Raw genomic sequence first — 25771 nt, 5'->3', positions numbered from 1 at the left:
TTGGAGGAGCATTCATGAACACAGCACATACTCGGGGATACGCATATATCGCAGCTGTATTGTACGCGGCTATTATCGGTCTATCTTTTCTATTTGTTAAAATGACGGTCACTGTTGCACATCCCATTGATGTGCTTGCCCACCGATTTGCGTTGTCGCTAATCGTTGTTAGCATTCCTGTCGTTTTGGGTTGGATCAAAATCCGACTGAACCTTCATGATCTGTGGCGAATTATTCCACTTGGGCTGTTATCTCCCGTCCTATTTTTTGCCTTTCAAGCCTTTGGACTCGTCTCGTCCAACTCATCGGAAGCGGGTATTATTCAGGCTATGGCCCCTGTTTTCACTCTCATTCTCGCTTCTGTCTTCTTGAAAGAACGAACATCCACCCTGCAGAAGCTATTCCTGCTGCTGTCTGTCGCTGGAGTTGTTTTTATTTTCATGATGCAAGGTAATGGCATGTCTTTGGGTAACCTGAAGGGCATTGCATTATTGCTGTTATCCACGGTGTGTTTTGCAGGTTATGGCGTACTTGCGAGACCATTAACCCAGAAGTACAAACCGATGGAATTAACATGGGTCACGCTGATGGTTGGCTGTGTTGTATTTAACGCAGTCTCCTTGGTCCGACATGCTTCAAGCAGTTCCATGATGGACTACATCAAACCACTGGGAGATGCCTCCTATCTGGGTGCCCTTGCTTATCTGGCGATCCTCTCCACCATGATCTCCACCCTGCTTGCGAGCTATGCCCTGACCCATCTGGAGGCGTCCCAGATGAGTGTATTCAGCAACCTGTCCACACTCATCTCCATCGTAGGAGGTGCATGGATATTGCACGAACCTGTTGGTAGTCATCACTATATTGGTGCATTGTTGATTATCGCAGGTGTGCTTGGCACCAATATGAGCGGTCGCAAACATAGGCTGGTCAGTGGAATCAAAGAGTGATATAATTCTGGAAATTGTAAACATTTGTTATCCGCGATGATGAAGAGAAGTACATATGTCAGGATGCTACAGAGAGCCGGCGGCTGGTGGGAGTCGGTGCATCGGATATGTGGAAATGGGCTTCGGAGTTCCAAGTTGAACAAAGTCTGTATCCTTTCCTAGGAATACATACTTTCAGTAGGCGAGGCGGCATGTCCAGCCGTTATCCATGGACAGGATATCGATAGGCATGGAAGCTCATAAAAGAGCTCCTGGTAGATACCTCATCCGTATCCCTCAAGTGGGCCGCAACAGAGCGGCCAATGAAGGTGGCACCGCGAGGCACAAGCTTCGTCCTTTATTCTGTTCCCAACCGGGGAATGAGATAAAAGACGAAGCTTTTTTGATTTTTTTGCAGGCTGAAAGGAGGTGATGGTCGTGGAAGACGGCTGGTGGCGACAGCTCAATGTTGAAGAATCACAAAACCAAAGGAGAATAAACCATGAACAAAAAGAAGGATATTATTTTGACAGGAGATCGGACTACCGGACAACTTCATCTCGGCCATTACGTAGGCAGCCTGCGCAGTCGGGTACAATTGCAGGAAGAGTACAAAACCTATATTTTACTGGCAGATGTTCAGGCACTCACCACCCACTATGATCAACCTGGCCTGATTGCAGATAGTGTTCATCAAGTCACGCTTGATTACCTCGCCGTAGGCATTGATCCGAACAAAGCTACCCTGTTCATTCAATCCATGATTCCGGAAATTGCGGAATTGACTGTGATCTTCTCCATGTTTGTTACCGTCAATACACTCCGGCATAATCCGACTATCAAGAGCGAAGCACGTGATCGCGGATATACCGACCTGTACTACGGATTTCTCGGATATCCGGTCAGTCAGGCTGCTGATATTGCATTCTGTAAAGCCACCCTTGTTCCAGCAGGGGAAGATCAGATTCCTCACATTGAGACAGCACGAAAATTGGTTCGCCGGTTCAACGAGTTATACGCTCCCATTCTCCCAGAACCCCGCATTTTGACCGGAGAGCGGCTTGGAGGGCTGGATGGCGTTGGTAAGATGAGCAAAAGCATGGGCAATGCGATCTCATTAAATGCAAGTCCTGAGGATGTAAAAGCTAAATTGATCAAGGCCAAGACAGATCCTGCCCGCATCCATCGTTCCGATCCGGGACATCCGGATATCTGCCCTGTTTTTGCCTATCATCAGCTTTTCCGCAAGGAGAACGCAGTCGAAATACATGCCAGTTGTAGTCAAGGCCGGATTGGATGCAAAGATTGTAAACAGATCGCAGGTGAAGCCATCAATGATCTGCTTGCTCCTTTTCGCGAACGACGTAATTATTATGAACAGCGTGATGATCAGGTGAAAGAGATTCTTATCGAGGGTACCCGTGAGGCTAGAAAAGCGGCCCAGGAAACGATGTTAGAGGTAAGAGATGCCATGGGCATTCGTTATTTCGACTGACGGTATGAAGGGCTTCAAACACGTTAACACTGCTGAGGACAGTCTAATGGGAAAAGGGGACTCTTCAGCATGAAACGAACACAGCCTTCTTTTTTACAAGCCATGATGTTGATCATGTTATCCGTTGGCTTGATCAGCCATGTTCTGATTATTCCTGCCCTTTTGGCTGCGGCCAAAAGGGATTCTTGGATTTCCGTCCTGCTATCTGCCGGACCATTTCTGATATTCGCGCTAATGCTCGCTTATGTCTCTCGTTTCCTTCAGCATCAAACGCTGCATGATTGGTTAACTTCCCGTCTCGGAAAGCCCATTGGCATGTTATTTCGAGTTGGTAACAGCCTCTTTTTTCTCAGCGTCATCTACTTCACCCTGCACGATACCACGGCTTGGGCTAAAACGAACTATCTGACCGAAACGCCCGTATTGGTAACCAGTATTGCCCTGATGTCTCTCTGTGCCTACGCTGCGTATAAAGGTATTCGCTCGCTGGCCTTTACCGCAGGGTTAGTCCTGCCACTAGTTGTCTTGTTAGGTTTCTATGTTGCTATCGTAAATACCCAATACAAGGACTACAGCCGTCTGTTGCCTGTTCTTGAACATGGATGGCATCCCATTCTTAATGGCATGGTCTACAGTCTTGCAGGCATGTTTGAACTGCTGTTCATCTGGTACATCCAGCCTCATCTCACCAAACGTATACGTGTATGGCAGTATCTGATGCTCGCACTCATTCTTGTAGGACTAACTGTCGGCCCACTCATTGGGGCGATTGTGGAATTCGATCCTTTTGAGGCTGCCAAAATGAGATATCCCGCCTTTGAAGAATGGCGAATTGCCTCTTTGGGCAAATACATTGCCCAGACCGACTTCTTTTCCATCTACCAATGGCTGGCAGGTGCATTCACCCGAATTAGTCTTGCCATGTATATTGTAGTAGAAATATGGAATATTAAGAGCTCTACCAAAAGGCTTATCAGTTGTATCTCGTTGGGTGTCTTCTTTATCCTGACCATGTTGTATCCTCTGGATGATATGACCTTCGAAAAGCTTCTGGTCGAATACATATTCCCGTTCAATCTCATATATCTGAGCGGACTTGCGATTATAGCAACGACGGTTGCCTTTATCCATTCACGCCATCAGAGGAGGAAACATCATGGAGCATCAAAAGATTGACACCACGTCCCATGAAACACTGCTTGCCTCTTTGAAAGAGCAGTTCAATCCATGCGCAGATGTTGTTATTCAGACCTTTCCTGTCAAAGATGAATCCGATCAGCCAGTCATCTTACTGTATTGCGAAGGGCTTGTCGACGGTAAACAAATCAACCAATTTATTATCCCACGTTTAGAGCGGCACGCCCTAATCATTGAGGAATCACATCCCAAAGAGTTGGGATTAACCTTAAATCCGATTGAGGATATCACCAATTTCAAGAAACTTAATCTGTTGATTTTTAGTGGACAGCTATTGATCATCTTTGATAACGGTGTTCAAGCCTGCAGTCTGGATATTGCTGATATTCCAGGACGCAGTCCAGAAGAATCAGCTATTGAGACCTCAGTTAAAGGCCCTCGCGATGGATTCACCGAAGAACTCACGACCAACGTCGCCCTTATTCGCAAACGAATGAAAACATCTTCGATGTGTTACGAGAAATATGTCAAAGGCGGTCGTACTCAAACTGCCATTGGACTACTGTATGTAAAAGATATTATTAATCCAGACATTCTAAAAGAAGCACGACACAATCTGGATCAAATTGAGATTGACGGCATTATAGGTAGCTCCATCATGGAGCGAGCTGTCATGGGAGGGGTTCGGAGCATCTTTCCGCTCACGGATAACACTGAACGTCCTGATTTTGTTGTCGATTCCCTGTTAAATGGACGTTTTGCCGTTCTCATTGAAGGTTCTCCAGTAGCGGTCATCGCGCCAACTACACTTTTCAATCAATTGAAATCTCCTGAAGATAGGAGTACACCCTTTTTCATCGTTACCTTCGAACGAATCTTGCGCATCTCCGGACTGCTGATTGCCTGTTTCTTCCCAGCCTTCTATATTGGGCTGACCAGTTTCAATGTGGAACAGATACCGCTACCGCTCTTGGCTACAATTGCTGGTACTCGAATGGGCCTGCCTATGCCTGTGACACTGGAAGCATTTCTAATGATTTTTATGTTCGAGCTATTCAACGAAGCTGGTCGCAGGTTACCACGTGCATTGGGCCAGACCGTCAGCGTGGTCGGCGGGCTTATCATTGGGGATGCCGCTATTCGCGCAGGGATTACGTCTCCTACCATCATAGTCACGGTAGCCATTTCAGTTATCTCCAGCTATATTCTCGTGAACACCGTGCTGAGCGGAGCTACCGCCCAGGTTCGGATCGGGATGCTTCTCATCTCTTCCATTCTTGGATTATTCGGATTCATGATTGGACTATTCGCCCTGTTGGTTCACCTTGTATCCTTAGAATGTTATGGAGTGTCTTATCTGACGCCCGTCTCTCCCTACATTCCAGGAGATTTCACGCAGGCCGTATCCATGCCACCGTCCATGAATAAAAATAAGCGTCCGGAAGCACTTCACACCCAAGATTCAACTCGTCGGAGAAAACGCCCATGATCCGATGGACGTCCATGACTTGCCTACTTGTGGGGTGCTTGATCCTGCTAACCGGATGCTGGGATTCCAAGGAAGTGCAAAGTATTAACTTCATCACAGCGATAGGAATAGACTATGTGGACAACCAATATATTGCGTATGCCCAATTGATAGACTTCTCGAGTATTGCAAAACAGGAAACACCAACTTCCCGGGAAACAAGGGACATGTGGATAGGACGAGGCAAGGGTACAACTCTGAGCATGGCTATTAATGACTTGTATGAAACATCACAGCAGCAAACGCTCTGGACTCATGTTAAGGCCATTGTTTTATCAAAAAATGCTTTGGACGGAAAGTTGGAGGATATATTTAATACGTTGCTGCATTCAGGTCAACTGAGATATACACCTTGGATTTATGCGACTGAGCAGGACATTCCGGAAGTACTATCCCCTTCTGCGCTGCTGAACCAATCCGCCCAGACCATTGAGATATTCGAACCCATGAGGCTATACAAACAGCATTCGGGTTACGAACCTATTCGGCTACATCAGCTTCTCGATGGATTACGGGAACCAGCTTCCGTCATTCTCTTACCTTCGGTCTCCACAAGGAATGAGACGTGGTTCAATGGCGATAAAAACCCACCTCTGGTTAGAATGGATGGATTTTATGTCATTTCCCAAGGCAAAAGTCAGGGTAGAGTTGCAGGAGCAGATGCAGACGGTACACGATATGTGAAATATAAGCGTGTTCATCAATATCCTTTGTACGTGTATGGGAATGGCGGAAAGACTCCTGATTTAACCCTGATGCTTCGTAATCCCAAGACCAGAATCACGGCCAGGAAACAAGGAGACGGCGTCACATTCGATATGGTTACCTCGGTCAAAAGTTCCATCACCGAAGACCATGGAGCCCCGCGCACGCCACACGCCATGGAACAAGAAGCGGAAAAACAGATCGAATCCGAGATTCGAGATACGTTCGAAAAAAACAAGTCACGCAAGATTGATTCATATGGTCTTGCAGAACATCTCTATCGCCACAATCTACCCTTGTGGCAGCAAGAGGTCTCTCAACGGTCTGATCCCCTTGAGCGTTTCAAGCTTGGTAAAGTGGAAGTGCATGTGGATATCCTTAATGCAAGCACGTATAAATACAGTAAATAAAAGAAGACCTGTGACCTGCATGGTCTTCTTTTGGGTTTGAATTTCGTGCCAAGTTGATACGTTATTTTAATGGATAAGCCATGACACTCATCAGAGCCAATTCTGGCTGGGTGGTGTCCAAACGACTGTACTGAATGATGACTGGGATATTGCTTGAAACCGTGATGGCATAAGGTACGCCTGACGGGATAGACTGCTCTCCCGATTGTAGCGATGCGGTACGAATATGTTTTGTTCTTCTCGCTGGCACCTCCGCCACAATATCTTCGAGTGGTTCTCTGTCTTCAAAATAGATTGTGATGTTCAGTTCCGCATCGGCGGCACCTGTGTTTAATACACAGATGCTCTCGTGACTTTCCAGTGTGCCGCTGCTCTCCGGCGGGATGTAGCCATCAGGGATAACCCAGTAGGTATGACCTGTGGCTGTCGGATCGTTCTTATGGGCTGATGCACCTTGTTTGGTCGGCTCCAATGTCATTGAAATATATCCTCCAATCATTAAGTTAAAATCGGGTGGGCTCGCACGGTAGTCGCTCCGATGGACGGATCGGGCTGTGGGCCGCTGTTGGCTCGGGATTTCTTTGGCTCATTCGCGGGGGCAAACTCTTAAAAATCCGGTGGGCTCGCACGGTAGTCGCTCCGATGGACGGATCGGGCTGTGGGCCGCTGTTGGCTCGGGATTTCTATTTTTTCCCCCTCATCAGGGGAAATCCCGCTCCAAAGGCGGACGCTTCGCTCCCTCTACCCGATTCCGTCCTCCTCCGCTGCTATGCTCGCCGAACTGATTTTAAAAAATTATTGCCTTCGCTCTTCGCTGGGCAACTTTTTGCTGGCTCGTTACTTCGTTTAACTCGCTACCGTTTTTAAACCCTGAATAACTCGCACGGCAGTCGCTCCGGTGGACGGATCGGGCTATGGGCCGCTGTTGGCTCGGGATTTCTATTTATGCCCCCTCAGCAGGGGAAATCCCGCTCCAAAGGCGGACGCTTCGCTCCCTCTACCCGATTCCGTTCTCCTCCACTGCTACGCTCGCCGAACTGATTTAAAAAAATTATTGCCCTCGCTATTCGCTGGGCAGCTTTTTGCTGGCTCGTTACTTCGTTTAACTCGCTACAGTTCTTAAACCTTAAAATAACTCGCACGGTAGTCGCTTCGATGGACTGATCAGGCTATGGGCCGCTGTTGGATCGGGATTTCTATTTATTCCCCCTCAGCAGGGGAAATCCCGCTCCAAAGGCGGACGCTTCGCTCCCTCTACCCGATTCCGTCCTCCTCCGCTGCTATGCTCGCCGAACTGATTTAAAAAATTATTGCCTTCGCTCTTCGCTGGGCAACTTTGTTTCGCTCGTTACTTCGTTTAACTCGCTTAATAATTAAGGGCATGAACCTACCGCAGATACATCTGCAATGGTTGTAATTGCAACTCGCGGATGGCTTCTGCCACCTGCTGGGCAAGGCGGCGGGCGCCGCGTTCTTGAAAATGCGTGTTATCCTCCACACCCGAAGGGAAGTTCACATACTCTCCTGGCAGCACCCACATAAAGTCGTCCTTGGTGCCCTCAACGCCCGCCTGCTCGAACAGACGGCGGCTGCGCTCAGCCAGATCGATCAGCGGTACACCTTCCTGTTCCGCCAGCTCACGTACGGCGATGATATAATCGCCATGCGTATCAGTCAATGTGCCATCATCCGCGAAATAACGACGATGCACCGGGGTTATGAGCACCGGACGTGCCTTGGCTTCACGGGCAGCATCGATATACTTTTTCAAATATTCCTTATATGTTGTGAATGGGTCGGTCCCACGTTCAGGGTCCGGCTTCTCATCGTTATGTCCAAATTGAATAAACAGAAAATCCTCGGGTTTGATTCGCTCCAGAATAGCGCTGAGCCTGCCTTCATTCATAAAGCTGCGGGAACTGCGCCCTGACTGGGCATGATTATCCACTGCCACATCATGTTTGAACTGTGCTGGCAATAGCTGGCCCCAACCACAATACGGATACCCACTTTCCGGCTGGTCCGTTACGGTTGAATCCCCGGCAAGAAATATAGTCATGGTCTGATTCGCAAGGGTGATCTCTAACGCATTAATTCTTGGCGCGGGACCGGAGAATGACAGACGAAGTCTGCCGCCACGAACAACGACCGAGAATCGCATCTCTGCAAATTGCCCAGGAAGTGTACGAATGGTTGGCAGTACAAGCCTGCCCTCACCAGCTTTCACACGGGTTACTGTCTCAGCCAATTCATCACCTGCAACAAGTAAAACTTGATAGGTTCCATCGGGAACATCCACAATGAAGGATGCTTTGAGCGGAATACAGAAGCTCGAACGCAATCGGGCAGACATGGTTGTCTGCCCCGGGTTGTTATGATGTTGTTTCGTGGAATTCGACACGTCATCATCTCCGATGCGTTGTTTCTCATACACCAGAGAACCCGCTTCGAATCCGTATCCGTCTCGTTCCTCATATGCGGTTGTTGCAGTTACTTTCAGATAATCCCCTGTCTCATCTGCTCTTCCCGAGTCCGGTCCAAAGTTAAACTTCCAGCTGGTCACGGACACTGCCTGGCCCTCTGCCGCTGCCTCCATGGCAACGGCCTGACGATCCTGAGCTTTATTCAAAAGCGATAACCTCCTTGGTTAACTTTCGTAAACGTTCAATCGGGCAAGATACGAAGATATACAGTTAAGCCTGCTTATCCTTTCAATCCGCTGGTACTCATCCCTTGAACAATTTGTTTCTGGAAGATGAAGAACACAGCTACAACCGGAACCAGACTGACGATGGACATCGCGAACATTGCGCCCCAGTTGGAAGCAGATTCGCTATCCAGGAACATTTTCAGTGCCATCGATACGGTATATTTCTCAGGCGAGTTGAGGTACAATACCGGACCGAGCAGATCCTCCCATCTCCAGTAGAAGGAGAAAATTGCTGCAGTTGCCAGAGAAGACTTGATCAGCGGCATAATAATCTGAATATATAATCTGAATTTGTTACATCCATCGATGGTTGCAGCCTCATCCAGCTCCTTCGGAATTGTTCGAATGAACTGTACCATCAGGAAGATGAAGAACGGCATTCCGAAGAATGTAGGGACAACAATTGGCAGAATCGTATTCAGCCAACCGAGCTTCGTGAAGATAATGTATTGAGGAACCAAGACCACGTCATGTGGCAGCATCAGCGTCAACATCATAATGGAGAACCAGAAGCTACGACCTTTGAAGCTAAGTCTGGCAAAACCAAAAGCGATCAGCGATGACGATATCACAGCACCGATGGTAGATATAACTACAATTACAAGGGAGTTGGTGATGTAATCCATGAACGGTCTTCCTGCTGTGCCTTTCCAACCATCCACATAGTTACTCCAGATCCACTCTGCTGGAAACAGGGTATCTGCGGTAACAAAGATCGTACGACTTTCCTTGAATGAACTGAAGAGCATCCAGAGTACGGGATAGAGCATCAGGAGGGCAAGAGCTGCAACGAACAGGTGATACACGGGCCATTTTACATTTTTCCATACCATCATCGTTACTTCCCTCCTTCAGATTCGTAGAATACCCAGTACTTGGATGTCAGGAACACAGCCACCGTGAGCATACCAATCATAATGAGCATGATCCAGGCCATTGCCGAAGCATACCCCATGTTGTTAAACATAAATGCCTGACGGAACAGATACAGGGAGTACAGCATGGTACCATCCATTGGGCCGCCTTCGCCTTTGGAGATAATGTAAGCAGGTACGAAGGTCATGAATGCCCCAATTGTCTGCATGATCATATTGAACAGGACGATTGGGCTAAGAAGCGGCAAGGTGATGCTGAAAAATTTCCGAACCGGATTCGCTCCATCCACACCTGCTGCCTCGTACATCTCAGGGGAGATATTTTTGAGCCCAGCCAGGAAGATCAGCATGGACGAACCGAACTGCCACACAGACAGTGAGATCAGCATAACCAGGGACGCATTCGGGTCACCAAACCAGCTTATAGGCCCAATCCCAATTGCCGTTAGAGCGCTGTTGATAACACCCTCATTACTGAAGAGGTTACGCCACATAATAGATACAGCCACACTACCGCCGATAATGGATGGCAGGTAATACAACGTCCGGTACGTTCCAATCATACGAGAGCCAGTGTTGAGGACCATCGCTACGAAGAGGGCAAAGATCAATCTTAACGGAACCCCAATGAATACATACAGAAACGTCACTTTGACCGAGTTCCAATACTTCGGGTCATCAAAAAACATTTTGGTGTAGTTATCGAGCCCAATCCACCGCGGAGAAGTGAACAAGTTATAACTCGTGAACGACATATATAAGGATACAAACATGGGGATGAGTGTGAAGCCCAGGAATCCAATAATAAACGGGCTTATGAACGCATATCCGGTTAAGTTTCGACGTAACGACGAATACTGCCTCAATGGAACGAACCTCCTTCATGGATCAGCTTGCTCTCTCATCCTTACTTCGGTCATCTGGACGGGGAAAGGCCCTCGCATTCGCGAGCAGCCCCATTCCCGACCATCCCTGAAGTGGGACGAGCAAGCTATCATTCAACTGTTATTTATTGTTTGCAAGTACCGATTCGGCATTTTTGCGGAATGTTTCTGCTGCCTGTTCAGGTGTGATTTTGCCAAAGTTCAACTCTTCAACCACATCGGCCAGAGCAGAGATTACTTCCGGTGAACCCACCGGTGGCGGTGAACTCATTGGTGAAGCCTTAGGCTCCATTGCGGCTACGAATTCAAAGACCTGTTTCGTGGCGTCACTCAGCTCAGGTGCGATGGCTTCCTTGATTGCTCCGGAGATTGGTACACCGCGCTCCCCTTTGATCAGTTTGTTGGCTTCCACGTCATTCACCCAGAAATCAATGAATTTAGCCGCTTCTTCCTTCACTTTGGAGTTGGATGTTACACCCCAATACATACTTGGTTGCATATAAAGTCCTTTTTCCATATCAGGTCCTGGCATTGGAGCAATTTCGAGCGGACGGTTCGCTACCTGTTGCAAAGCTACGAACTGGTTGGACCACTGCCATACGCCAATTCCTTTTTCCTTCACGAGATCCGATTCCTCAATAATGCCTTTGGTTTGGTTGGCTACATCCGGTGTAGGTGCTGCGCCCTGCTCAATCATACGGCGCATAAGTCCGAAGAATTCAACAAACAATTGGTCATCATCATAACCAAGACCTGTGCCTTCCGCATTGTATAGCGACAAGCCTTTGGTACGCAGGAAGTAATGGAAGAAGATATCCGGAGCTACCCCTCCATCCAAATACAGACCTTTCTCAGCGGCTTGTTTACCCAGTGCTTCGTACGACTCCCAAGTCATATTGTCAGGGATTGCATCCACGCCTGCTTTTTTAAGCAACGCCGGATCATATTGGAAGCCCAGAACGTTAACACCGGCAGGTACACCGTATTGTTTGCCATTAATTACACCTGTGCTAATTACATTCTCAGACACATCGTCCACTTTGATCTGGTTGCCCAGATAAGGAGCTAGATCCTCAAGCTGACCATTCTGTGCATATTGGCTGATGTAGGAAATATCCATCTGAACGATGTCAGGCAATTGATTTGCTGCTGCTTGTGGTGCGAGCTTTTTCCAGTAGTCATCAAATGAAGCATATTCCACGTCAATTTTGACATTCGGATTTTTCGACTTGTACAGGTCAATGACCTTCTGTGTATATTCATGCCTTGCATCCGAACCCCACCAAGCGATCCGCAGAGTAACCGATCCATCCGAAGACCCCTGTTCGCTTCCTCCACCTGAACTACATGCCGCTGTAAAAACGAGCAACGCAGCCATCATCAGGAATATTGCCTTTTTCACCATGCCAATCTCCCCTTTTATGTTGATATGGTTGTGTGAACGCGTTATCCTCTTATTTCTGATAACGCTTTCACAAACTTGTTAATGTCATTTTCGCAAATGTACGACCAGAGTTGAATACACAAAACCGTCTTGTTGGTTCAAAAAACAGAGGAGGACAACAGCCCCTCTCAGCGCTGTTCATCCTCCCCAGACATGATTCATACGATTGATATCCCATTGTTATATGCCGCTCCTGCGGAATTCCGTAGGTGTCATACCGGTCCATTTTTTGAACACCTGACTGAAATATTGCGAATTACCGCCGAATCCGAACAACTCAGCGAGTTCGAATACTTTAACATCCCCGCCTCTGCGGATATGATCACACGCCCGTTCGATGCGCAGACGATTGACGTAATTGGAGAAATTCTCGCCCGTGACTTTTTTGAAAATCTTGCCCAGATAATCCGGATTCATATATAACATCTGATGAGCGACTCCATTGAGCGAGAGATCTGCCTCTCCATAATGACGATCCACGATATCCATCATCTTCTCCACGGCGGAAGACTGGCGACTGATGTGGTTTTTGTAATACCCGGAAGTTAGCCGGGCTGCACTGCTTGCAACAAAAGTTTTTAATCCAGATAACGTATCGATATGAGGTAGTTCCGCCATACGCTGGGTGAATTCTGTTGCCTCCTCGGGCGGACATACATGAACCATCGCAGAATACAGCTGCACTACATAAGAACGAGTCACCTCAATCTCCAACTGCTGACGCGATAATAGATCAAACAGACGATCCACCTCTGCCGCGGTTTCTTCTGTATTGCCCGATTTGATCAACTGACACAGTTGCTCCGCATCCTGTTCTACATGCACGCCGTCGCATTCTCCTGCCAGAACGAGATCATTCTTCGTGATCAGTTTGCCTTCACCAATAAAAAAACGATGGTTCAGATACTGCAATGCCTCACGAAACAACCGCCGGGACTGGATCATTCGATCTGCTTCACTCAGCGCAGCGGTCACTTCCAGTTTATACAGTCTGGTAAATGCAGCCCGAACCTCTTCAATATTTTCTTCCAATCGGCCCGGATCAGTTGAATCCGCAAGCAGAATCAGAAGTTTGCCTTCAATGGTAGTGCTTAACAGTACATCCGGTAGCAGATCACTGGCAATGTTTTTGATCGCAAATAAGTGACTGTAATCATGCTCATCTACGATTCGGAACAGCAGTAACCGAACTGTGTTCTCTTCAAGCTCCAGATCGAACAGCTCCTGATAATATTCCAGATCAACTGGCCCATAGGTTCGGTTGGTCATGAATTCTAGCAGAAATTGCTCCTTCACATGCGGAAGGACACGCTGCAATCGCTGTTTCATCTCACCAGCAACATGCTCCTTCACTTGAGCATCCTGATGTTCCTGCAACAGTTCGGTTAACGCATCATGGATCTGATTCTCATTACATGGTTTGAGCAAATAATGCTTCACACCATATTGCATCGCCCTGCGGGCATACTCGAACTCCTTGTAGCCGGATAACATGATGAAACGTACCCCTGGATATGCTTCCGATGCCTTCTCTATGAGTCCGAGACCATCCAGACCAGGCATGGAGATATCCGTAATAATAATGTCAGGTCTCGACTGCCCGATTTTGTCCAATGCTTCAATCCCATTCCTCGCCGTACCCACCAATTCCGTACCTGCCGCGGCCCAATCGACCACTTGGGAAATCCCCTCCAGAATGACACGTTCATCATCTACGAGCATCACTTTGTACATCGTCATCGTCCTCTCTGATCCAAGGTATGCTGATCGATACTACAGTTCCTGATCCGGGCTTGCTGCTCATCACCATTCCACCTTCATCACCGAAGGTCAGTCTGATTCGTTCCTGGATGTTAGATAACCCAATGCCCTGTCCTCTTGTCTGAATACGTCCTTCGTGTAGTTGTTCCAGAAATTCCGGTGTCATCCCCGGACCGTCGTCTTCGACTTCGATAATCACCTTATCTCCATCTGCTCTCGCCCGAATACGAATTCGGCATGGTTCAATGCTTGGTTCGAGTGCATAATGTATGGCGTTCTCCACGAGTGGCTGTAACGTTAACTTGGGAATCCGGGCCGTTCCCACCTCAGGAGCAATCTCCATGTCAAAATTAAGTCTCTCCTCAAAACGGGTGCGCTGAATGGTCACGTAACTGCGGACAATGTCCAGCTCTCTTTCCAGCGTGATCCACTTCTCGGACATATTCACAGAGCTACGCAGCAGAAATCCAAGCGCCTCAACCATTTCCGAGATCTGTCGTTGCTTCTGCACTTTGGCCAACCAGTTAATTGATTCCAACGTGTTATATAGAAAATGTGGATTAATCTGCGCCTGAAGCGCTTTCAACTCCGTCTCACGAATCACCAATTGCTTGGCATAGTTCTCATCAATCAATTCACGTATCCGTTGAAGCATCATCTTGAAGGTGCGATGCAGCAGCCCCACCTCATTCTGTGGAGATATGGGAACATTGCCAAGGGCAGCCTCCTCCAGTTTATCCAAATCGCCTTTTTCGATATTACGCATCTTTTTGATCAACTGCGCAATCGGGTGGGTGATACTGCGAGAAAACTTCGCTCCAATAATCAGTGCGACCAGAAAAATCATAATAAAGATGACCGTGACCAGCTGTTTGACAAACTGAATTTGTTTAAACATCTGATCAAAAGGCGTCGTATATAGGTAAGTCCAGTCAGTGTAGGAAGAGTTGGCCCGGGCGACAAAATAACGACCATGCTCAAACATGGCGATGCCATAAGGTTGGGTCCGCTTCAATTCTGACTCTATCTCAGCTTCACTGACTGCTGATTCTGTTGGATAGATCACTTCTTTTCCATCCGTAATCAACAACTGGGAGTCCTCTGCCGGTTCTTGCATCTGATCCTGGACAATTCGGTCCAGACGGACACGGATAATCAGCGTACCGAGCTTTTCCAGCGTAAACGCCCCACCCGTAAAAGATTTCACCTGTCGGACGGATAAAAGCCTAGCTTGTTGATCCCCGCTGGTATGCCACACATTGGACCCCGAATATCGGTCTCCCAATGTCACCAGTTCCTTCTGTTTTGTCTCCGAAATTCCTTCCCGGTTCCCTGCAGCCATAACGTTATTATCATTATCGATAAATAGCATGGAATAGACGTATTTCTCAGACCCTGCATAAGCAACTAACCGGTTAGTAATTTTTTTGCGCAGACCATTTTTCTCGTAACCTGTCTCGGCCTTTTCAAGTTGAAGCAGATATTGCTGAAGCGGCTCATCTGACATCACCTTGAAAGAGAGGCTGGACATCTCACGCAGTTGATTCTCAATGCCTACTGAAGACATATTGAGGACTTGCGAGGACTTCTCGTAGATTTGACGATCATAGATGCTGAACACATATCGGAGTACAGACGCATAAAACGTAAAGCTGATTAACATCAAAATGCCAATAAGAAGAATCGTTTTGTGATGAATCGGCAGTGTTGTGAAAGCGTTCTTAATTTTAGTCATCCTAAGCGCTCCTTTGCCTTGCGAAGGGTGCTGTCGTGTTATGGTTTAATCGTTTTATTGTAAGTTATTTTCATATTTACACATCCATTGGGCATCTGACAAGATATATTTATCCAACATTTCAGGTCATTAGAGGAGTGATCCATCTGTGTCAGCAACTCAAAAAGAACACAAAACAGCCAGAATGCCTTGAACAAATCAAGGCATTCTGGCTGTTGAATCACATCATGCTAAAGCATGAAACATATCTTACGGATTAACAAAAACAGTTTTCAGCTTCGCTACATATTGCACATCAAAGCCAAGTCCTTCAGCTACCATGGCAAGGGGTACATAGGTTTTAGACTCTTTGCCTACCTTATTCAGAAATGCAGGTGTATCCACGTTAACCGATGCTCCATTTACCTTCACTGCATTAGCACCAATCTTCACAGCAACCTTCCGATCTCCATATGTAATGGTTGCGGTTGAAGTCTTGTTATCCCATACCGTAGTGGCACCAACAGCGTTCACGATATCTTGAATCGCCACAAAGTTTTTGCCGTTACGGATAATTGGTTTGTACGGTGTATTCAAGGTTTTACCACTCACGATAATATTCATGGGTTCACCTGTGGCAGGTGCAGTCAGCTTGGTGTAATCTCCCCAGATCGTTTTGGCAAATACTTCGGCAATGGCCGCATATCCGAATTGATTCGGGTGGAAATCACGATCTTTGATCATATGAGTCATCGTGCCTTCACCGCCAACAAACTCTTTGGCCACGTGTGCGACTTTGACATTGGTTCCTTGAGCAGAGAATTTAGCTGCGATTCCATCAATCGTCTGTGTGAAACCTTGGGATGCCTCCATCAGTTTGGCATAAAGTGCCTTGCCCGCTACTTCTGGCATCGGTTGATATTGGTCTGCGATGACAATTGTAGCGGTCGGATTAATTTCATGGATCGTATTAATCGTTGCACTAACATTGTCTGTATATGTTGCAAGTAATTCTTTTAACTTCGCTTGCAGTTCCTGATCACTCAGTTTGTCTGCTGTACCAAGAAGCTCAGATACATCATTTCCCCCAATGGTAATTGCAACCAGATTGGCTTGCGCTACACTCTCACGGATTGCAGCAGTATTGGCTCCGATCTGTCCCGCTCTTGGATCAGGAAGACTTGGTTGAATGGCTTCGGAAGTCAGTGTTTTACCATCCTTAATTGCAGTAGTGAAGTTTTTCAGACCACTGGTCTTAAGTCCCGCAATCCCGTAGTTGTCCACCTGTGTACGTCCGTGCAGCAAACCTTGCTCCTGCAGACGTTCGACATAACCATAAGGCAATTCTTTCGTGTTGGGCTCATAACCTACCGTTATGGAATCTCCCAATGTGACGATGCGGAACTCCTTAGTTACGGCCACTGCATCTTTCTTCGCAGTCAGCGAAGCTTCGTTTGTACCCGCTGGCAGTACACTTGTTGTGGTGTCAGCCGCGTGTGCAGGCAATGCAGAAGATGTGAAGAGCAGCATTCCTGCCAACATGCTCGCTGTTAAACCGGCAGCCGTATTTTCCCATATCCGTTTACGCTTCATTCAGGTAACACTCCTTTTCGTGAATCTATCTTCATTCACACTAATATATAGTACATCGCTCATTCCAATGATATAAGTTCGTGTTACTCTATTCTATCATTTTAAAGCAGGCGCTGTCCTCTCTGCTGGAAGTGCGCATGAAATAACAGACTCCCGGATGGGGAGTCTGTTACTGGTGAAGCACAGCTATGACGTTCAGTGATTAGTTAAGATTGCGGCTTATCCGAGTCTTCGGCATTCGAATGACCCTTGTCGCTCTCCGGTTTGTTCCCGGTAGCTCGCTCCAGATATCGATCATAACGATCATCCAACTCGCGTGCCATCTTCCGGTACTTTAACGTTTCCTCGACAATCGGATCACGCTCTGTCTGGATTCGCACTTCATATTTGGGAGGAATCAACTGACGTTCACGCTGATCGGTGTCGCCGGACTCTTCCATGTCCCCTTCCGTCAGCATATCACTGAGCCGTCGTTCCAGTTCTTTGGATTCATCCATTGTTCTCGCTCCTTTAATTAAAGTCATACATGCGTTAATTATTACTATTGTACGTTCACTTCGTGTACAGAACCATCTTCCGATCGCTGTTATCCCCAGATTTCTTTGATTCCCCTTTCCAAGGTAGAAATCCGGTGATAAAGGCGTAGCATATGCTTACGAAGCAGCTTTCTTTCAGAAAGCTTTTAGCTCCGCTTCTTCAGATGCTTTCTGTCCCCTCCGTTAATGTACAATTAAAAATAATTAAAGCATCGATGAGCTGAATAAACTCACTCCAGACCCGTTGCTTTCGCTTCCTTCAACACATCCGTCAGTGCATCATGGATTTTGCCATTGCTGGCAACGACATGACTTACTGACAGTTGATAAGGTGTTCCGATGGTATCTGTTACCTTACCGCCGGATTCTTCAACCAACAGCGCACCTGCGGCAATATCCCACGGTTTCAACCCAACTTCGGTGTAGGCGCTGAGACGCCCTGCGGCAACATATGCCAGATGAAGAGCGGCAGATCCGCCTGCACGCAAGTTACGAACTTGCGGAGCCAGCGCCTGCACAGCAGCCATATTCAGTGGCAACGCAAAGGTTGTGTCTGCTGGGAATCCAACCGCAATCAGACTCTGAGCCAAATTCTGTTCACCAGATACTTGCATCCGGTTGCCGTGAACGTAAGCTCCTTTACCTTTTTCCGCAACAAACATTTCATCACGGGAAGGGTCGTAGATCACGCCGACAATGACTTCACCATTATGAGCCAATGCGATAGACACCGAGTAAAACGGGAATCCGTGTACGAAGTTCGTCGTTCCATCCACCGGATCAACAATCCACAGGAACTCTTCTTCCTCGGCCTCTTTCAATGCTTTTGCCGAAGCTTCCGGTCCCGGTTCGACGCCTTCTTCACCCAGAATGGCATGGTGGGGAAAATGCGTAAGAATCAGGCGGCGGATCATCTGCTCCGCTCCTTTATCCACTTCGGTCACCAGATCTTGGGGTGAATACTTGGTGCCAAGTTCAGCTACCGTCCCAAGACGGCTTTTGATCCATTCGCCAGCTTTGGAAGCTGCATTAATAGCAACGGCAGTATAGCTTTTGCTTGTCACGACATAAGGTATCTTTTCCTTCTCATTCAAAGCGTTCACTCTACTTTCTATATCAATCTACGAAAAGTTGAAATACTTGTTAAAAGTATACGCCCCGCAGGTCGTAAAGTTTCTCGTTGCCCAAGCCCCTTTTGGCTCTACGGATGAATGATGACGGTAGACTCGTCCACCCACTCCACGCCTTCTTCGTGATAGAATGCCAGCTTCTGCATCAGCTGCACAAGAGCCTCATCCTTGCGTTTGGCCTCAATCATCACGTCAAGCCTTGGGGTGTCTGCTGCGATATGACGCAAGAAGTCGAGCATAGGCTCTACCTCCACGCCATCCGCATGACCTCGCACATCCTTTTCACTCTTCGGACTGGAGACATGAATTTTGGGTGGCAATGGCTGATCAGCCGGTGAATCTGCCTGGGCAAGCGGTGACTCCCAGGTCTTCAGAATATCAGGCCACAGATCCCATGGCTGTTCTCCCTCGTTGTTCACCCACTGGTGGTGGATATCCAATACCATGGGTAATCCCAGGCGCTGGCACACGGCCAGTGTCTCGGGTGCGTTGAATGTTTTGTCATCATTTTCGAGTGTGAGCCGCTCCTGAATGTCCCGATCCAGCTTCAAAAAATTTTCTTCAAAACGAAGCGCCGCCGAAGGCTTGTCCCCGTATGCACCACCAATATGTATATTGTTCTTGGCAGTGGCATTCAGTCCCATGGCATCCAGCATCCGAACATGATGACGAAGGTCGCGAATCGAGTTGCGCAGAACTTGCTCACGGGGTGTACTAAGTACGGTAAAATGATCCGGATGAAAGGAGACACGCATATGATTTCCCTTCACAAAATCACCAATGGCCGCAAAGTCCTGCTTCAGAGCCGGGAACGGGTCCCAGTCATTCAGATCCTCGTGTGTTGCCAGTGGAATCAATTTGGAAGAGAAGCGATATACATGAATATGGCTGCCCTTGTTGTGCCTGAGCAAACGTAATGTATTATGCAGGTTCTCGGCTGCAATCCGTTCGAGCTTGCGGATCGCTGCTTCCCTGTCATCGATTTTGTTAAAACTCGACATGGTCATGGTCCGGGAAGGCGAGGCATTCTCTATGAGCACGGACATGGCCACGTAACCAAAGCGTACGAGCATGAATTTCTTCCTCTCTATTAGGGCGGAGAACCTGCAAGGCATGTTCAGCCGTCAGGATGTACCGTCACTGTATATAACCAAGTTTTACCCTAAAAGAGTGACCATAATCGTATTCTGGCAAATCAGTCCATCCAACCCGCATTCCCGGTCAAAATCACTACTCCTGCGCTTGTTCTCCAAAGAACATCTCATCGGCAAGCGCGGTCTGGATACGTGATTCTTCCTCCGTCAGTTTGCGGATCAGTTGCATCTCCACTTCGGTTACTTCTTGCCCCTGGAAGTTGATCTCTGCAATGGAAACCACGATCTTCACGATGGCTACAGCCACGTTATCCGGTGTGTATGCAATCACTTTCTGGCCGGTAGGAAATACCCGGAAGCCCTGTTTGACCATTTTGCCGCGTCCGTATTCAAGCAGTTCGAACAGCTCCTGCTCACTCTTGAACTTGCATACGGAATTGAATTCAGTCTGAAATCCCATGCATATCCCTCCTGATCTTGTGGTTGCAGGCTACGCCTGTACGCCGTTCTCGTAATTCAGTGCCTGCTTGCGGTTGTAACGCTCCAGTGCCAGCTCAATCATGCGATCCAGCAATTCGGCATACGATACACCTGTCTCACGCCAAAGAAGTGGATACATGCTGTATGGTGTGAAACCAGGCATGGTGTTCACTTCATTAATAAGCAATGCGCCGTCATTTTTTCGAATGAAGAAGTCCGCACGTGAAATGCCGTTACCTTCAATCGCACGGAACGCCTGGAGAGCTGCCTCACGAATACGATCTGCGGCCTCCGGGTCCAGTGGAGCTGGGATCAGCATCTGTGATTGACCATCAATATACTTGGCTGCATAGTCATAATACTCACCGGAGGATACGATCTCGCCTGGAACGGAAGCCATTGGCTCGTCATTGCCGAGCACGCTAACCTCAACTTCACGTGCTTCAACGAACTCCTCAATGACCACCTTCGTATCATACCGTAGTGCGAACTCGACAGCTGTCTTCAGCTCATCGCGGTTACGCGCTTTGGAGATGCCCACACTGGAGCCCAGATTGGCCGGTTTGATAAAACAAGGATACCCCAGCTGATCTTCGACCTGTACGATCATTTCGTGCTCTGTCTGCTTCCATTGTGTAGCATTAAAATACGTAAAGGCACATTGGTCAATGCCAGCCTGTGCAAACAGCTTTTTCATGACCACTTTGTCCATGCCGCCAGCCGAAGCGAGTACACCTGCACCTACATATGGCATATCCGCCATCTCGAACATGCCCTGAATGGTGCCATCCTCGCCAAACGTACCATGCAGCAGAGGGAACATTACGTCCAGCGCTTCTGCTCCGCCATACAAACGGCCAAACAGTGCGTTAAGCGCATCCTGCGTTCCACCCGCCGATTGCTCCAGCTTCAAATCTTCAATCTGCGCGAACGGCGCATGCATGACAGGTCCTTTTTTCCACGTCCCCTGCTTGGAGATATAAAAAGGAACCAGTTCATACTTTTCATAATCAAATGCGTTTGTTACAGCGAACGCCGTTTGCAGCGACACCTCATGCTCGCCTGATTTTCCGCCGTACACGACGCCTACTTTTAATTTATCCATACTCATGTGTACCCTCCGATTATCTGTGCCTGATGCTGTCATGCTTGCATGCTCAGCACCCTTGTTTTTCTGCTTGTGTTATCTGGTCTTATTTTACACGGAACTGGATGTCTGCGTCACCGCATCCCGAAAATCTTTCGTGTTCAAAACTCATCTGAAATATGAAAAAGCCGGTATACCGTCCGCTCCGTCCAAGCGTAAGAATCCCGGTAATCCCAAAATCGGTGACGGCTGCTAACCGTGTGTGCGTTGACCAGCGGCATACCACCTGCATCAAACGCGGTCACAACGGTGCTGTGCTGAAATCGTCCATCTCCATCCCAATCGTAGAGAATAACATCACCGAGCATCAGCTGCTCAGGACGCTCCACTTCTGTCGCGGTCAGACCCCAGCTGCTGCCTGACAAATAACGCTCCAGACTATTGGAGACTGCCCAGCTGTAACTCCACATTTCGGAGCCGTTCACATACCCCTTATACCACCAGCCGGCTTCTCTTCTACCAGTATAGTGGATGGGTGCCCCCCCTGCAAAGAGACATTGAGACACGTAATTAGTGCAATCCACATCAAATTCCTCAAAGGCCGGATTTCCCGCATTCCACCACCGATCCGCATAGGCAACCGCCAAATCTCTGCGATAGGCTTGTTGCCGTGAGCTTCTTCCCTGACCCAGCACTTCCCGATTCAGCAACGGTCGATTCATCGCCTGTACAAAATCAGCTTGTTGAAACGGACGCCCTTCCCCGGCAGGGCGACGCTCCGGCACTTCTCGCTCAACCCGTCCAATGATCCATCCACCACTCTGCCGCAGAAAGGTTAACCGCTCCCGCTCAATCCGGTCCTCCCGGTGGGTGATACCGCTCTTCTCATAGAACAGTCTGCTGTACAATTGTACATCCACCACGGCCTCTTCCTGTCCATCCATAAGCGTGCGTACAAGCTTGGCGCTGGTCTCGCTGCGAAGAGGCACGGCGCGCCGCTTACGATACCATTCGTCCAGCCTTGCCATACGCTCTCCCCGTTCCACCACGAATTCAGGATCGGTAACGATCCGTTCGCTGGTCTGTGGACGGTAGTCGATCTCACAGCGATTGTACTGGTTCACGTAAGTATATAAGGCACTCTTCCATTCCCGTTCCAAGCCTATGTCCCCCTTTGGCATGAGTTATGTCCGGAATATTCATTGCGTATATAAACTCCTACTATTCATATGAGAGGGTCCCCGGTTGTATGTACACGGCTCGGGAAGGAGGTCCAAAATTCGGCAAATACAGGTACACGAGATATCTTATTCCTGCCCGCTTCACGAAAACGCCTTCATTGGTCCAAATGCTTGCTTGATCAGGCAAAAAGACCTTTACGTACGGAGGTGAAAACGGTATACTTAATACTAAAGTCATGATTATGAAATTACGTTTCATCTGATGAAACTAACGAACAAGAACACGGAACGATGAAGGCCTGTTCTTCACCTAAATGAACGTTTTCTTCATCTCACCGACACATCCCAAGGAGGTACATGTATGTCAGCAAAGAATCATTTCTCCGCCGCTCGCAGTCTTGAGGTTGGAGGCAAGTCTTACCGCTACTACAGTCTCGATGCTCTTCAGGAAAACGGCCACGGCGATCTTTCCAGACTCCCTTTCTCCATTAAAGTGTTGCTTGAAGCAGCAATTCGTCAATTCGACGGACGTGCCATTACCGAAGAACATGTAAAACAACTGACCGGCTGGGCAGATGGCCGTGATAATAACAAGGAAATTCCATTCATTCCTGCACGTATCGTACTGCAGGATTTCACCGGTGTACCGGTTGTCGTTGACCTCGCTGCAATGCGTGATACTGTGAAAAAAGCAGGCGGCGATCCGAAACAGATCAACCCGCTCGTACCCGTCGATCTCGTTATCGACCACTCTGTTATGGTTGATGCTTTTGGTACCAACGATGCACTTGATTACAATATCAAAGTTGAGTTCGAGCGTAATGAAGAGCGTTACCGCTTCTTGCGTTGGGCGCAAACGGCATTCAACAACTTCCGTGCAGTTCCACCATCCACAGGGATCGTTCACCAGGTTAACCTGGAGTATCTGGCTTCCGTGGCAGCAACGAAAACTGTTGACGGCGAGACCGTTGTATTCCCGGATTCCCTCGTAGGTACTGACTCCCACACCACCATGATCAACGGACTTGGCGTTGTTGGTTGGGGTGTTGGTGGAATCGAGGCCGAAGCAGGTATGCTGGGCCAACCGCTTTACTTTGTAACACCGGACGTTATCGGTTTCAAACTGACAGGCAGCCTGAGTGAAGGCGCAACAGCAACGGATCTGGCACTGACAGTTACCCAATTGCTTCGTAAAAAAGGCGTTGTTGGTAAATTCGTAGAGTTCTACGGACCTGGTCTTGCCAACATCGGTCTGGCTGACCGTGCAACAGTAGCCAACATGGCACCAGAGTACGGCGCAACGATCGGTTTCTTCCCTGTCGATAGTGAAACGTTGAACTATCTGCGCAGCACTGGCCGTCCTGACGAGCAAGTGGAGTTGGTTGAAGCTTACTACAAAGCTCAAGGCATGTTCCGTACTTCCAGCACCGTTGACCCTGAATTCACAGATGTGATTGAACTGGATCTCGGCTCTGTTGTACCAAGTCTTGCAGGACCAAAACGTCCACAGGATCGCATCGAGCTGACACAAATGAAAGAAAGCTTCAACAGCATCATCCGTACACCTGTAGATAAAGGCGGATACGGGCTGAGCGATGAGAAAATCGAACAAACCGTACCTGTCAAGCACCCGAACGGTTCCACCAGTGAACTGAAAGCAGGCGCTGTTGTGATCGCGGCGATCACAAGTTGTACGAATACTTCGAATCCAAGTGTTATGGTTGGAGCAGGACTGCTGGCGAAAAAAGCAGTTGAACGCGGCCTGACCAAGCCAGGATATGTGAAAAGCAGTCTGACTCCAGGTTCCCTTGTTGTTACCGAGTACCTGGAAAAAGCAGGCCTGATTCCATATCTGGACCAACTCGGATTCAACGTTGCCGGCTACGGCTGTGCGACTTGCATCGGTAACTCCGGCCCACTTCCAGACGAAGTGAGCGAAGCGATTGCTGAGAACGATATGACCGTTGCGGCTGTATTGTCCGGTAACCGTAACTTTGAAGGCCGTGTGCACGCACAAGTTAAAGCCAACTACCTGGCATCTCCACCACTCGTTGTGGCATATGCACTTGCAGGTACTGTGAATATTGACTTTGAAACCGATCCAATCGGTTATGATACGAACAATGAGCCTGTATTCCTGAAAGACCTCTGGCCTAGCTCCGAGGAAATCAAGGATACCATCGCTAGTTCCCTGAACGCTCAGATGTTCCGCAACAAGTACGAGAACGTATTTACAGCCAATGAGCGTTGGAATGCAATCTCTGTACCGGAAGGTGAATTGTACGAGTGGGATCCAAATTCCACGTACATTCAGAATCCTCCGTTCTTCCAAGAACTTGGCGACAAGTTGAACGATATCGCAGATATCCGTTCTGCACGCGTTATGGCATTGCTTGCGGATTCCGTAACAACGGACCATATCTCGCCAGCAGGTAATATTGCGGTATCCAGCCCGGCTGGACTGTACTTGAAAGAGCATGGCGTAGAGCGCAAAGACTTCAACTCCTACGGTTCACGTCGTGGTAACCATGAAGTAATGATGCGTGGTACGTTCGCCAATATTCGTATCCGTAACCAGGTTGCTCCGGGCACCGAGGGCGGTATCACGAAGTACCTGCCAACGGACGAAGAAATGTCCATCTACGATGCTTCCATGAAGTATCAAGATGAAGGACAGAACCTGATCGTTATCGCAGGTAAAGAGTACGGTACAGGAAGCTCCCGTGACTGGGCGGCAAAAGGTACATTCCTGCTCGGCGTCAAAGCCGTTATCGCCGAAAGCTTCGAGCGGATTCACCGTAGTAACCTGGTCGGCATGGGCGTAATGCCATTGCAATTCCAAGAGGGTCACGGCTGGTCCAGCCTTGGTCTGAACGGACGTGAAACGTATGACATTACGGGTCTCAGCAATGATGTGAAGCCAGGACAAGAGTTGAAAGTTACCGTAACTCGTGAAGACGGTACGCAGTTCGACTTCCCTGTTATCGCTCGTCTGGACAGTATGGTTGACGTGGATTACTACCATAACGGCGGTATCCTGCAAACCGTATTGCGTCAAATGATGAAAAAAGCTTAATG

20 protein-coding genes and 1 other annotated feature are annotated in these 25771 nt (G+C 48.3%); of the genes, 6 read left to right on the top strand and 14 right to left on the bottom strand.

The window, feature by feature from the left end; all coding sequences use genetic code 11:
• Positions 1–14 precede the first annotated feature (14 nt).
• The 5 genes from MKY85_RS03505 (at position 15) to MKY85_RS03485 (ending at position 6204) form a co-directional block, all read left to right on the top strand.
• Entirely contained in the window at positions 15–950 is a 936-nt protein-coding gene (locus MKY85_RS03505; protein WP_342571788.1) for a DMT family transporter, read from the top strand.
• Positions 951–977: 27 nt separating this feature from the next.
• Positions 978–1291: a binding site (T-box leader), on the top strand.
• Between the two features lie 140 nt (positions 1292–1431).
• Positions 1432–2424: a tryptophan--tRNA ligase gene (gene trpS / locus MKY85_RS03500; protein ID WP_342571787.1), complete on the top strand. Its 993-nt coding sequence runs from the start codon at positions 1432–1434 to the stop codon at positions 2422–2424.
• 69 nt (positions 2425–2493) lie between these two features.
• Positions 2494–3600 carry an endospore germination permease gene (locus tag MKY85_RS03495; protein ID WP_342571786.1) on the top strand — a complete coding sequence of 369 codons (1107 nt, stop codon included), beginning with the start codon at positions 2494–2496 and terminating at the stop codon, positions 3598–3600.
• Complete coding sequence (locus tag MKY85_RS03490; RefSeq protein WP_342571785.1) at positions 3581–5050, top strand: spore germination protein; 1470 nt, start codon at positions 3581–3583, stop codon at positions 5048–5050. Before MKY85_RS03495 ends, MKY85_RS03490 begins: the two co-directional genes overlap by 20 nt.
• A complete protein-coding gene (locus MKY85_RS03485; RefSeq protein WP_342571784.1) occupies positions 5047–6204 on the top strand; it encodes a Ger(x)C family spore germination protein in 1158 nt (385 codons plus the stop codon). The genes MKY85_RS03490 and MKY85_RS03485 overlap by 4 nt, the downstream gene beginning before the upstream one ends.
• Before the next feature lie 61 nt (positions 6205–6265).
• Here MKY85_RS03485 and MKY85_RS03480 read toward each other — a convergent pair whose 3' ends face one another.
• The 14 genes from MKY85_RS03480 to MKY85_RS03415 form a co-directional block, all read right to left on the bottom strand.
• Entirely contained in the window at positions 6266–6682 is a 417-nt protein-coding gene (locus MKY85_RS03480; protein WP_339304213.1) for a sensory rhodopsin transducer, read from the bottom strand.
• A 909-nt stretch (positions 6683–7591) separates the two neighbouring features.
• Entirely contained in the window at positions 7592–8833 is a 1242-nt protein-coding gene (locus MKY85_RS03475; protein WP_342571783.1) for a rhamnogalacturonan acetylesterase, read from the bottom strand.
• A gap of 74 nt (positions 8834–8907) precedes the next feature.
• Positions 8908–9747: a carbohydrate ABC transporter permease gene (locus MKY85_RS03470; protein ID WP_339242906.1), complete on the bottom strand. Its 840-nt coding sequence runs from the start codon at positions 9745–9747 to the stop codon at positions 8908–8910.
• Between the two features lie 5 nt (positions 9748–9752).
• On the bottom strand, positions 9753–10655 hold the full coding sequence (locus MKY85_RS03465; RefSeq protein ID WP_278296989.1) for a sugar ABC transporter permease: 903 nt from the start codon (positions 10653–10655) through the stop codon (positions 9753–9755).
• 139 nt (positions 10656–10794) lie between these two features.
• Positions 10795–12078 carry a sugar ABC transporter substrate-binding protein gene (locus MKY85_RS03460; protein ID WP_339239437.1) on the bottom strand — a complete coding sequence of 428 codons (1284 nt, stop codon included), beginning with the start codon at positions 12076–12078 and terminating at the stop codon, positions 10795–10797.
• A 219-nt stretch (positions 12079–12297) separates the two neighbouring features.
• A complete protein-coding gene (locus tag MKY85_RS03455) occupies positions 12298–13851 on the bottom strand; it encodes a response regulator (RefSeq protein WP_342571782.1) in 1554 nt (517 codons plus the stop codon).
• Positions 13826–15613, bottom strand: a complete 1788-nt coding sequence (locus MKY85_RS03450; RefSeq protein WP_339258725.1) for a histidine kinase — start codon at positions 15611–15613, stop codon at positions 13826–13828. Before MKY85_RS03450 ends, MKY85_RS03455 begins: the two co-directional genes overlap by 26 nt.
• Before the next feature lie 249 nt (positions 15614–15862).
• Entirely contained in the window at positions 15863–17185 is a 1323-nt protein-coding gene (locus tag MKY85_RS03445) for a stalk domain-containing protein (RefSeq protein ID WP_342571781.1), read from the bottom strand.
• A gap of 206 nt (positions 17186–17391) precedes the next feature.
• A complete protein-coding gene (locus MKY85_RS03440; RefSeq protein WP_339239431.1) occupies positions 17392–17682 on the bottom strand; it encodes a hypothetical protein in 291 nt (96 codons plus the stop codon).
• Between the two features lie 269 nt (positions 17683–17951).
• Positions 17952–18824 (bottom strand): inositol monophosphatase family protein, encoded by an 873-nt coding sequence (locus MKY85_RS03435; protein ID WP_339258719.1) that lies wholly within the window; start codon positions 18822–18824, stop codon positions 17952–17954.
• A 98-nt stretch (positions 18825–18922) separates the two neighbouring features.
• Positions 18923–19924: a UV DNA damage repair endonuclease UvsE gene (gene uvsE / locus MKY85_RS03430; protein WP_342571780.1), complete on the bottom strand. Its 1002-nt coding sequence runs from the start codon at positions 19922–19924 to the stop codon at positions 18923–18925.
• Between the two features lie 157 nt (positions 19925–20081).
• Positions 20082–20405, bottom strand: coding sequence for a hypothetical protein (locus MKY85_RS03425; RefSeq protein ID WP_062837611.1), 324 nt, complete (start codon positions 20403–20405; stop codon positions 20082–20084).
• A 30-nt stretch (positions 20406–20435) separates the two neighbouring features.
• Positions 20436–21536 (bottom strand): D-alanine--D-alanine ligase, encoded by a 1101-nt coding sequence (locus MKY85_RS03420; protein WP_036614110.1) that lies wholly within the window; start codon positions 21534–21536, stop codon positions 20436–20438.
• 137 nt (positions 21537–21673) lie between these two features.
• Positions 21674–22678 (bottom strand): amidase domain-containing protein, encoded by a 1005-nt coding sequence (locus tag MKY85_RS03415; protein WP_339242904.1) that lies wholly within the window; start codon positions 22676–22678, stop codon positions 21674–21676.
• Between the two features lie 376 nt (positions 22679–23054).
• Between MKY85_RS03415 and acnA the strand changes: the two genes are divergently transcribed.
• A complete protein-coding gene (acnA, locus tag MKY85_RS03410; RefSeq protein ID WP_124118742.1) occupies positions 23055–25769 on the top strand; it encodes an aconitate hydratase AcnA in 2715 nt (904 codons plus the stop codon).
• The last annotated feature ends 2 nt before the right edge of the window (positions 25770–25771 follow it).

It is taken from the genome of Paenibacillus sp. FSL R5-0749, assembly GCF_038595085.1.
Classification (GTDB): Bacteria; Bacillota; Bacilli; order Paenibacillales; family Paenibacillaceae; genus Paenibacillus.
This window is presented reverse-complemented; position numbering and strand designations above follow the sequence as displayed.

Excerpts from the sequence above, each read along its gene's own strand:
- MKY85_RS03505 (WP_342571788.1), top strand. The coding sequence starts at position 15 with ATGAACACAGCACATACTCGGGGATACGCATATATCGCAGCTGTATTG.
- trpS (WP_342571787.1), top strand. The coding sequence starts at position 1,432 with ATGAACAAAAAGAAGGATATTATTTTGACAGGAGATCGGACTACCGGA.
- MKY85_RS03495 (WP_342571786.1), top strand. The coding sequence starts at position 2,494 with ATGAAACGAACACAGCCTTCTTTTTTACAAGCCATGATGTTGATCATG.
- MKY85_RS03490 (WP_342571785.1), top strand. The coding sequence starts at position 3,581 with ATGGAGCATCAAAAGATTGACACCACGTCCCATGAAACACTGCTTGCC.
- MKY85_RS03485 (WP_342571784.1), top strand. The coding sequence starts at position 5,047 with ATGATCCGATGGACGTCCATGACTTGCCTACTTGTGGGGTGCTTGATC.
- MKY85_RS03480 (WP_339304213.1), bottom strand. The coding sequence starts at position 6,682 with ATGACATTGGAGCCGACCAAACAAGGTGCATCAGCCCATAAGAACGAT.
- MKY85_RS03470 (WP_339242906.1), bottom strand. The coding sequence starts at position 9,747 with ATGGTATGGAAAAATGTAAAATGGCCCGTGTATCACCTGTTCGTTGCA.
- MKY85_RS03460 (WP_339239437.1), bottom strand. The coding sequence starts at position 12,078 with ATGGTGAAAAAGGCAATATTCCTGATGATGGCTGCGTTGCTCGTTTTT.
- MKY85_RS03455 (WP_342571782.1), bottom strand. The coding sequence starts at position 13,851 with ATGTACAAAGTGATGCTCGTAGATGATGAACGTGTCATTCTGGAGGGG.
- MKY85_RS03450 (WP_339258725.1), bottom strand. The coding sequence starts at position 15,613 with ATGACTAAAATTAAGAACGCTTTCACAACACTGCCGATTCATCACAAA.
- MKY85_RS03445 (WP_342571781.1), bottom strand. The coding sequence starts at position 17,185 with ATGAAGCGTAAACGGATATGGGAAAATACGGCTGCCGGTTTAACAGCG.
- MKY85_RS03440 (WP_339239431.1), bottom strand. The coding sequence starts at position 17,682 with ATGGATGAATCCAAAGAACTGGAACGACGGCTCAGTGATATGCTGACG.
- uvsE (WP_342571780.1), bottom strand. The coding sequence starts at position 19,924 with ATGCTCGTACGCTTTGGTTACGTGGCCATGTCCGTGCTCATAGAGAAT.
- MKY85_RS03425 (WP_062837611.1), bottom strand. The coding sequence starts at position 20,405 with ATGGGATTTCAGACTGAATTCAATTCCGTATGCAAGTTCAAGAGTGAG.
- MKY85_RS03420 (WP_036614110.1), bottom strand. The coding sequence starts at position 21,536 with ATGAGTATGGATAAATTAAAAGTAGGCGTCGTGTACGGCGGAAAATCA.
- acnA (WP_124118742.1), top strand. The coding sequence starts at position 23,055 with ATGTCAGCAAAGAATCATTTCTCCGCCGCTCGCAGTCTTGAGGTTGGA.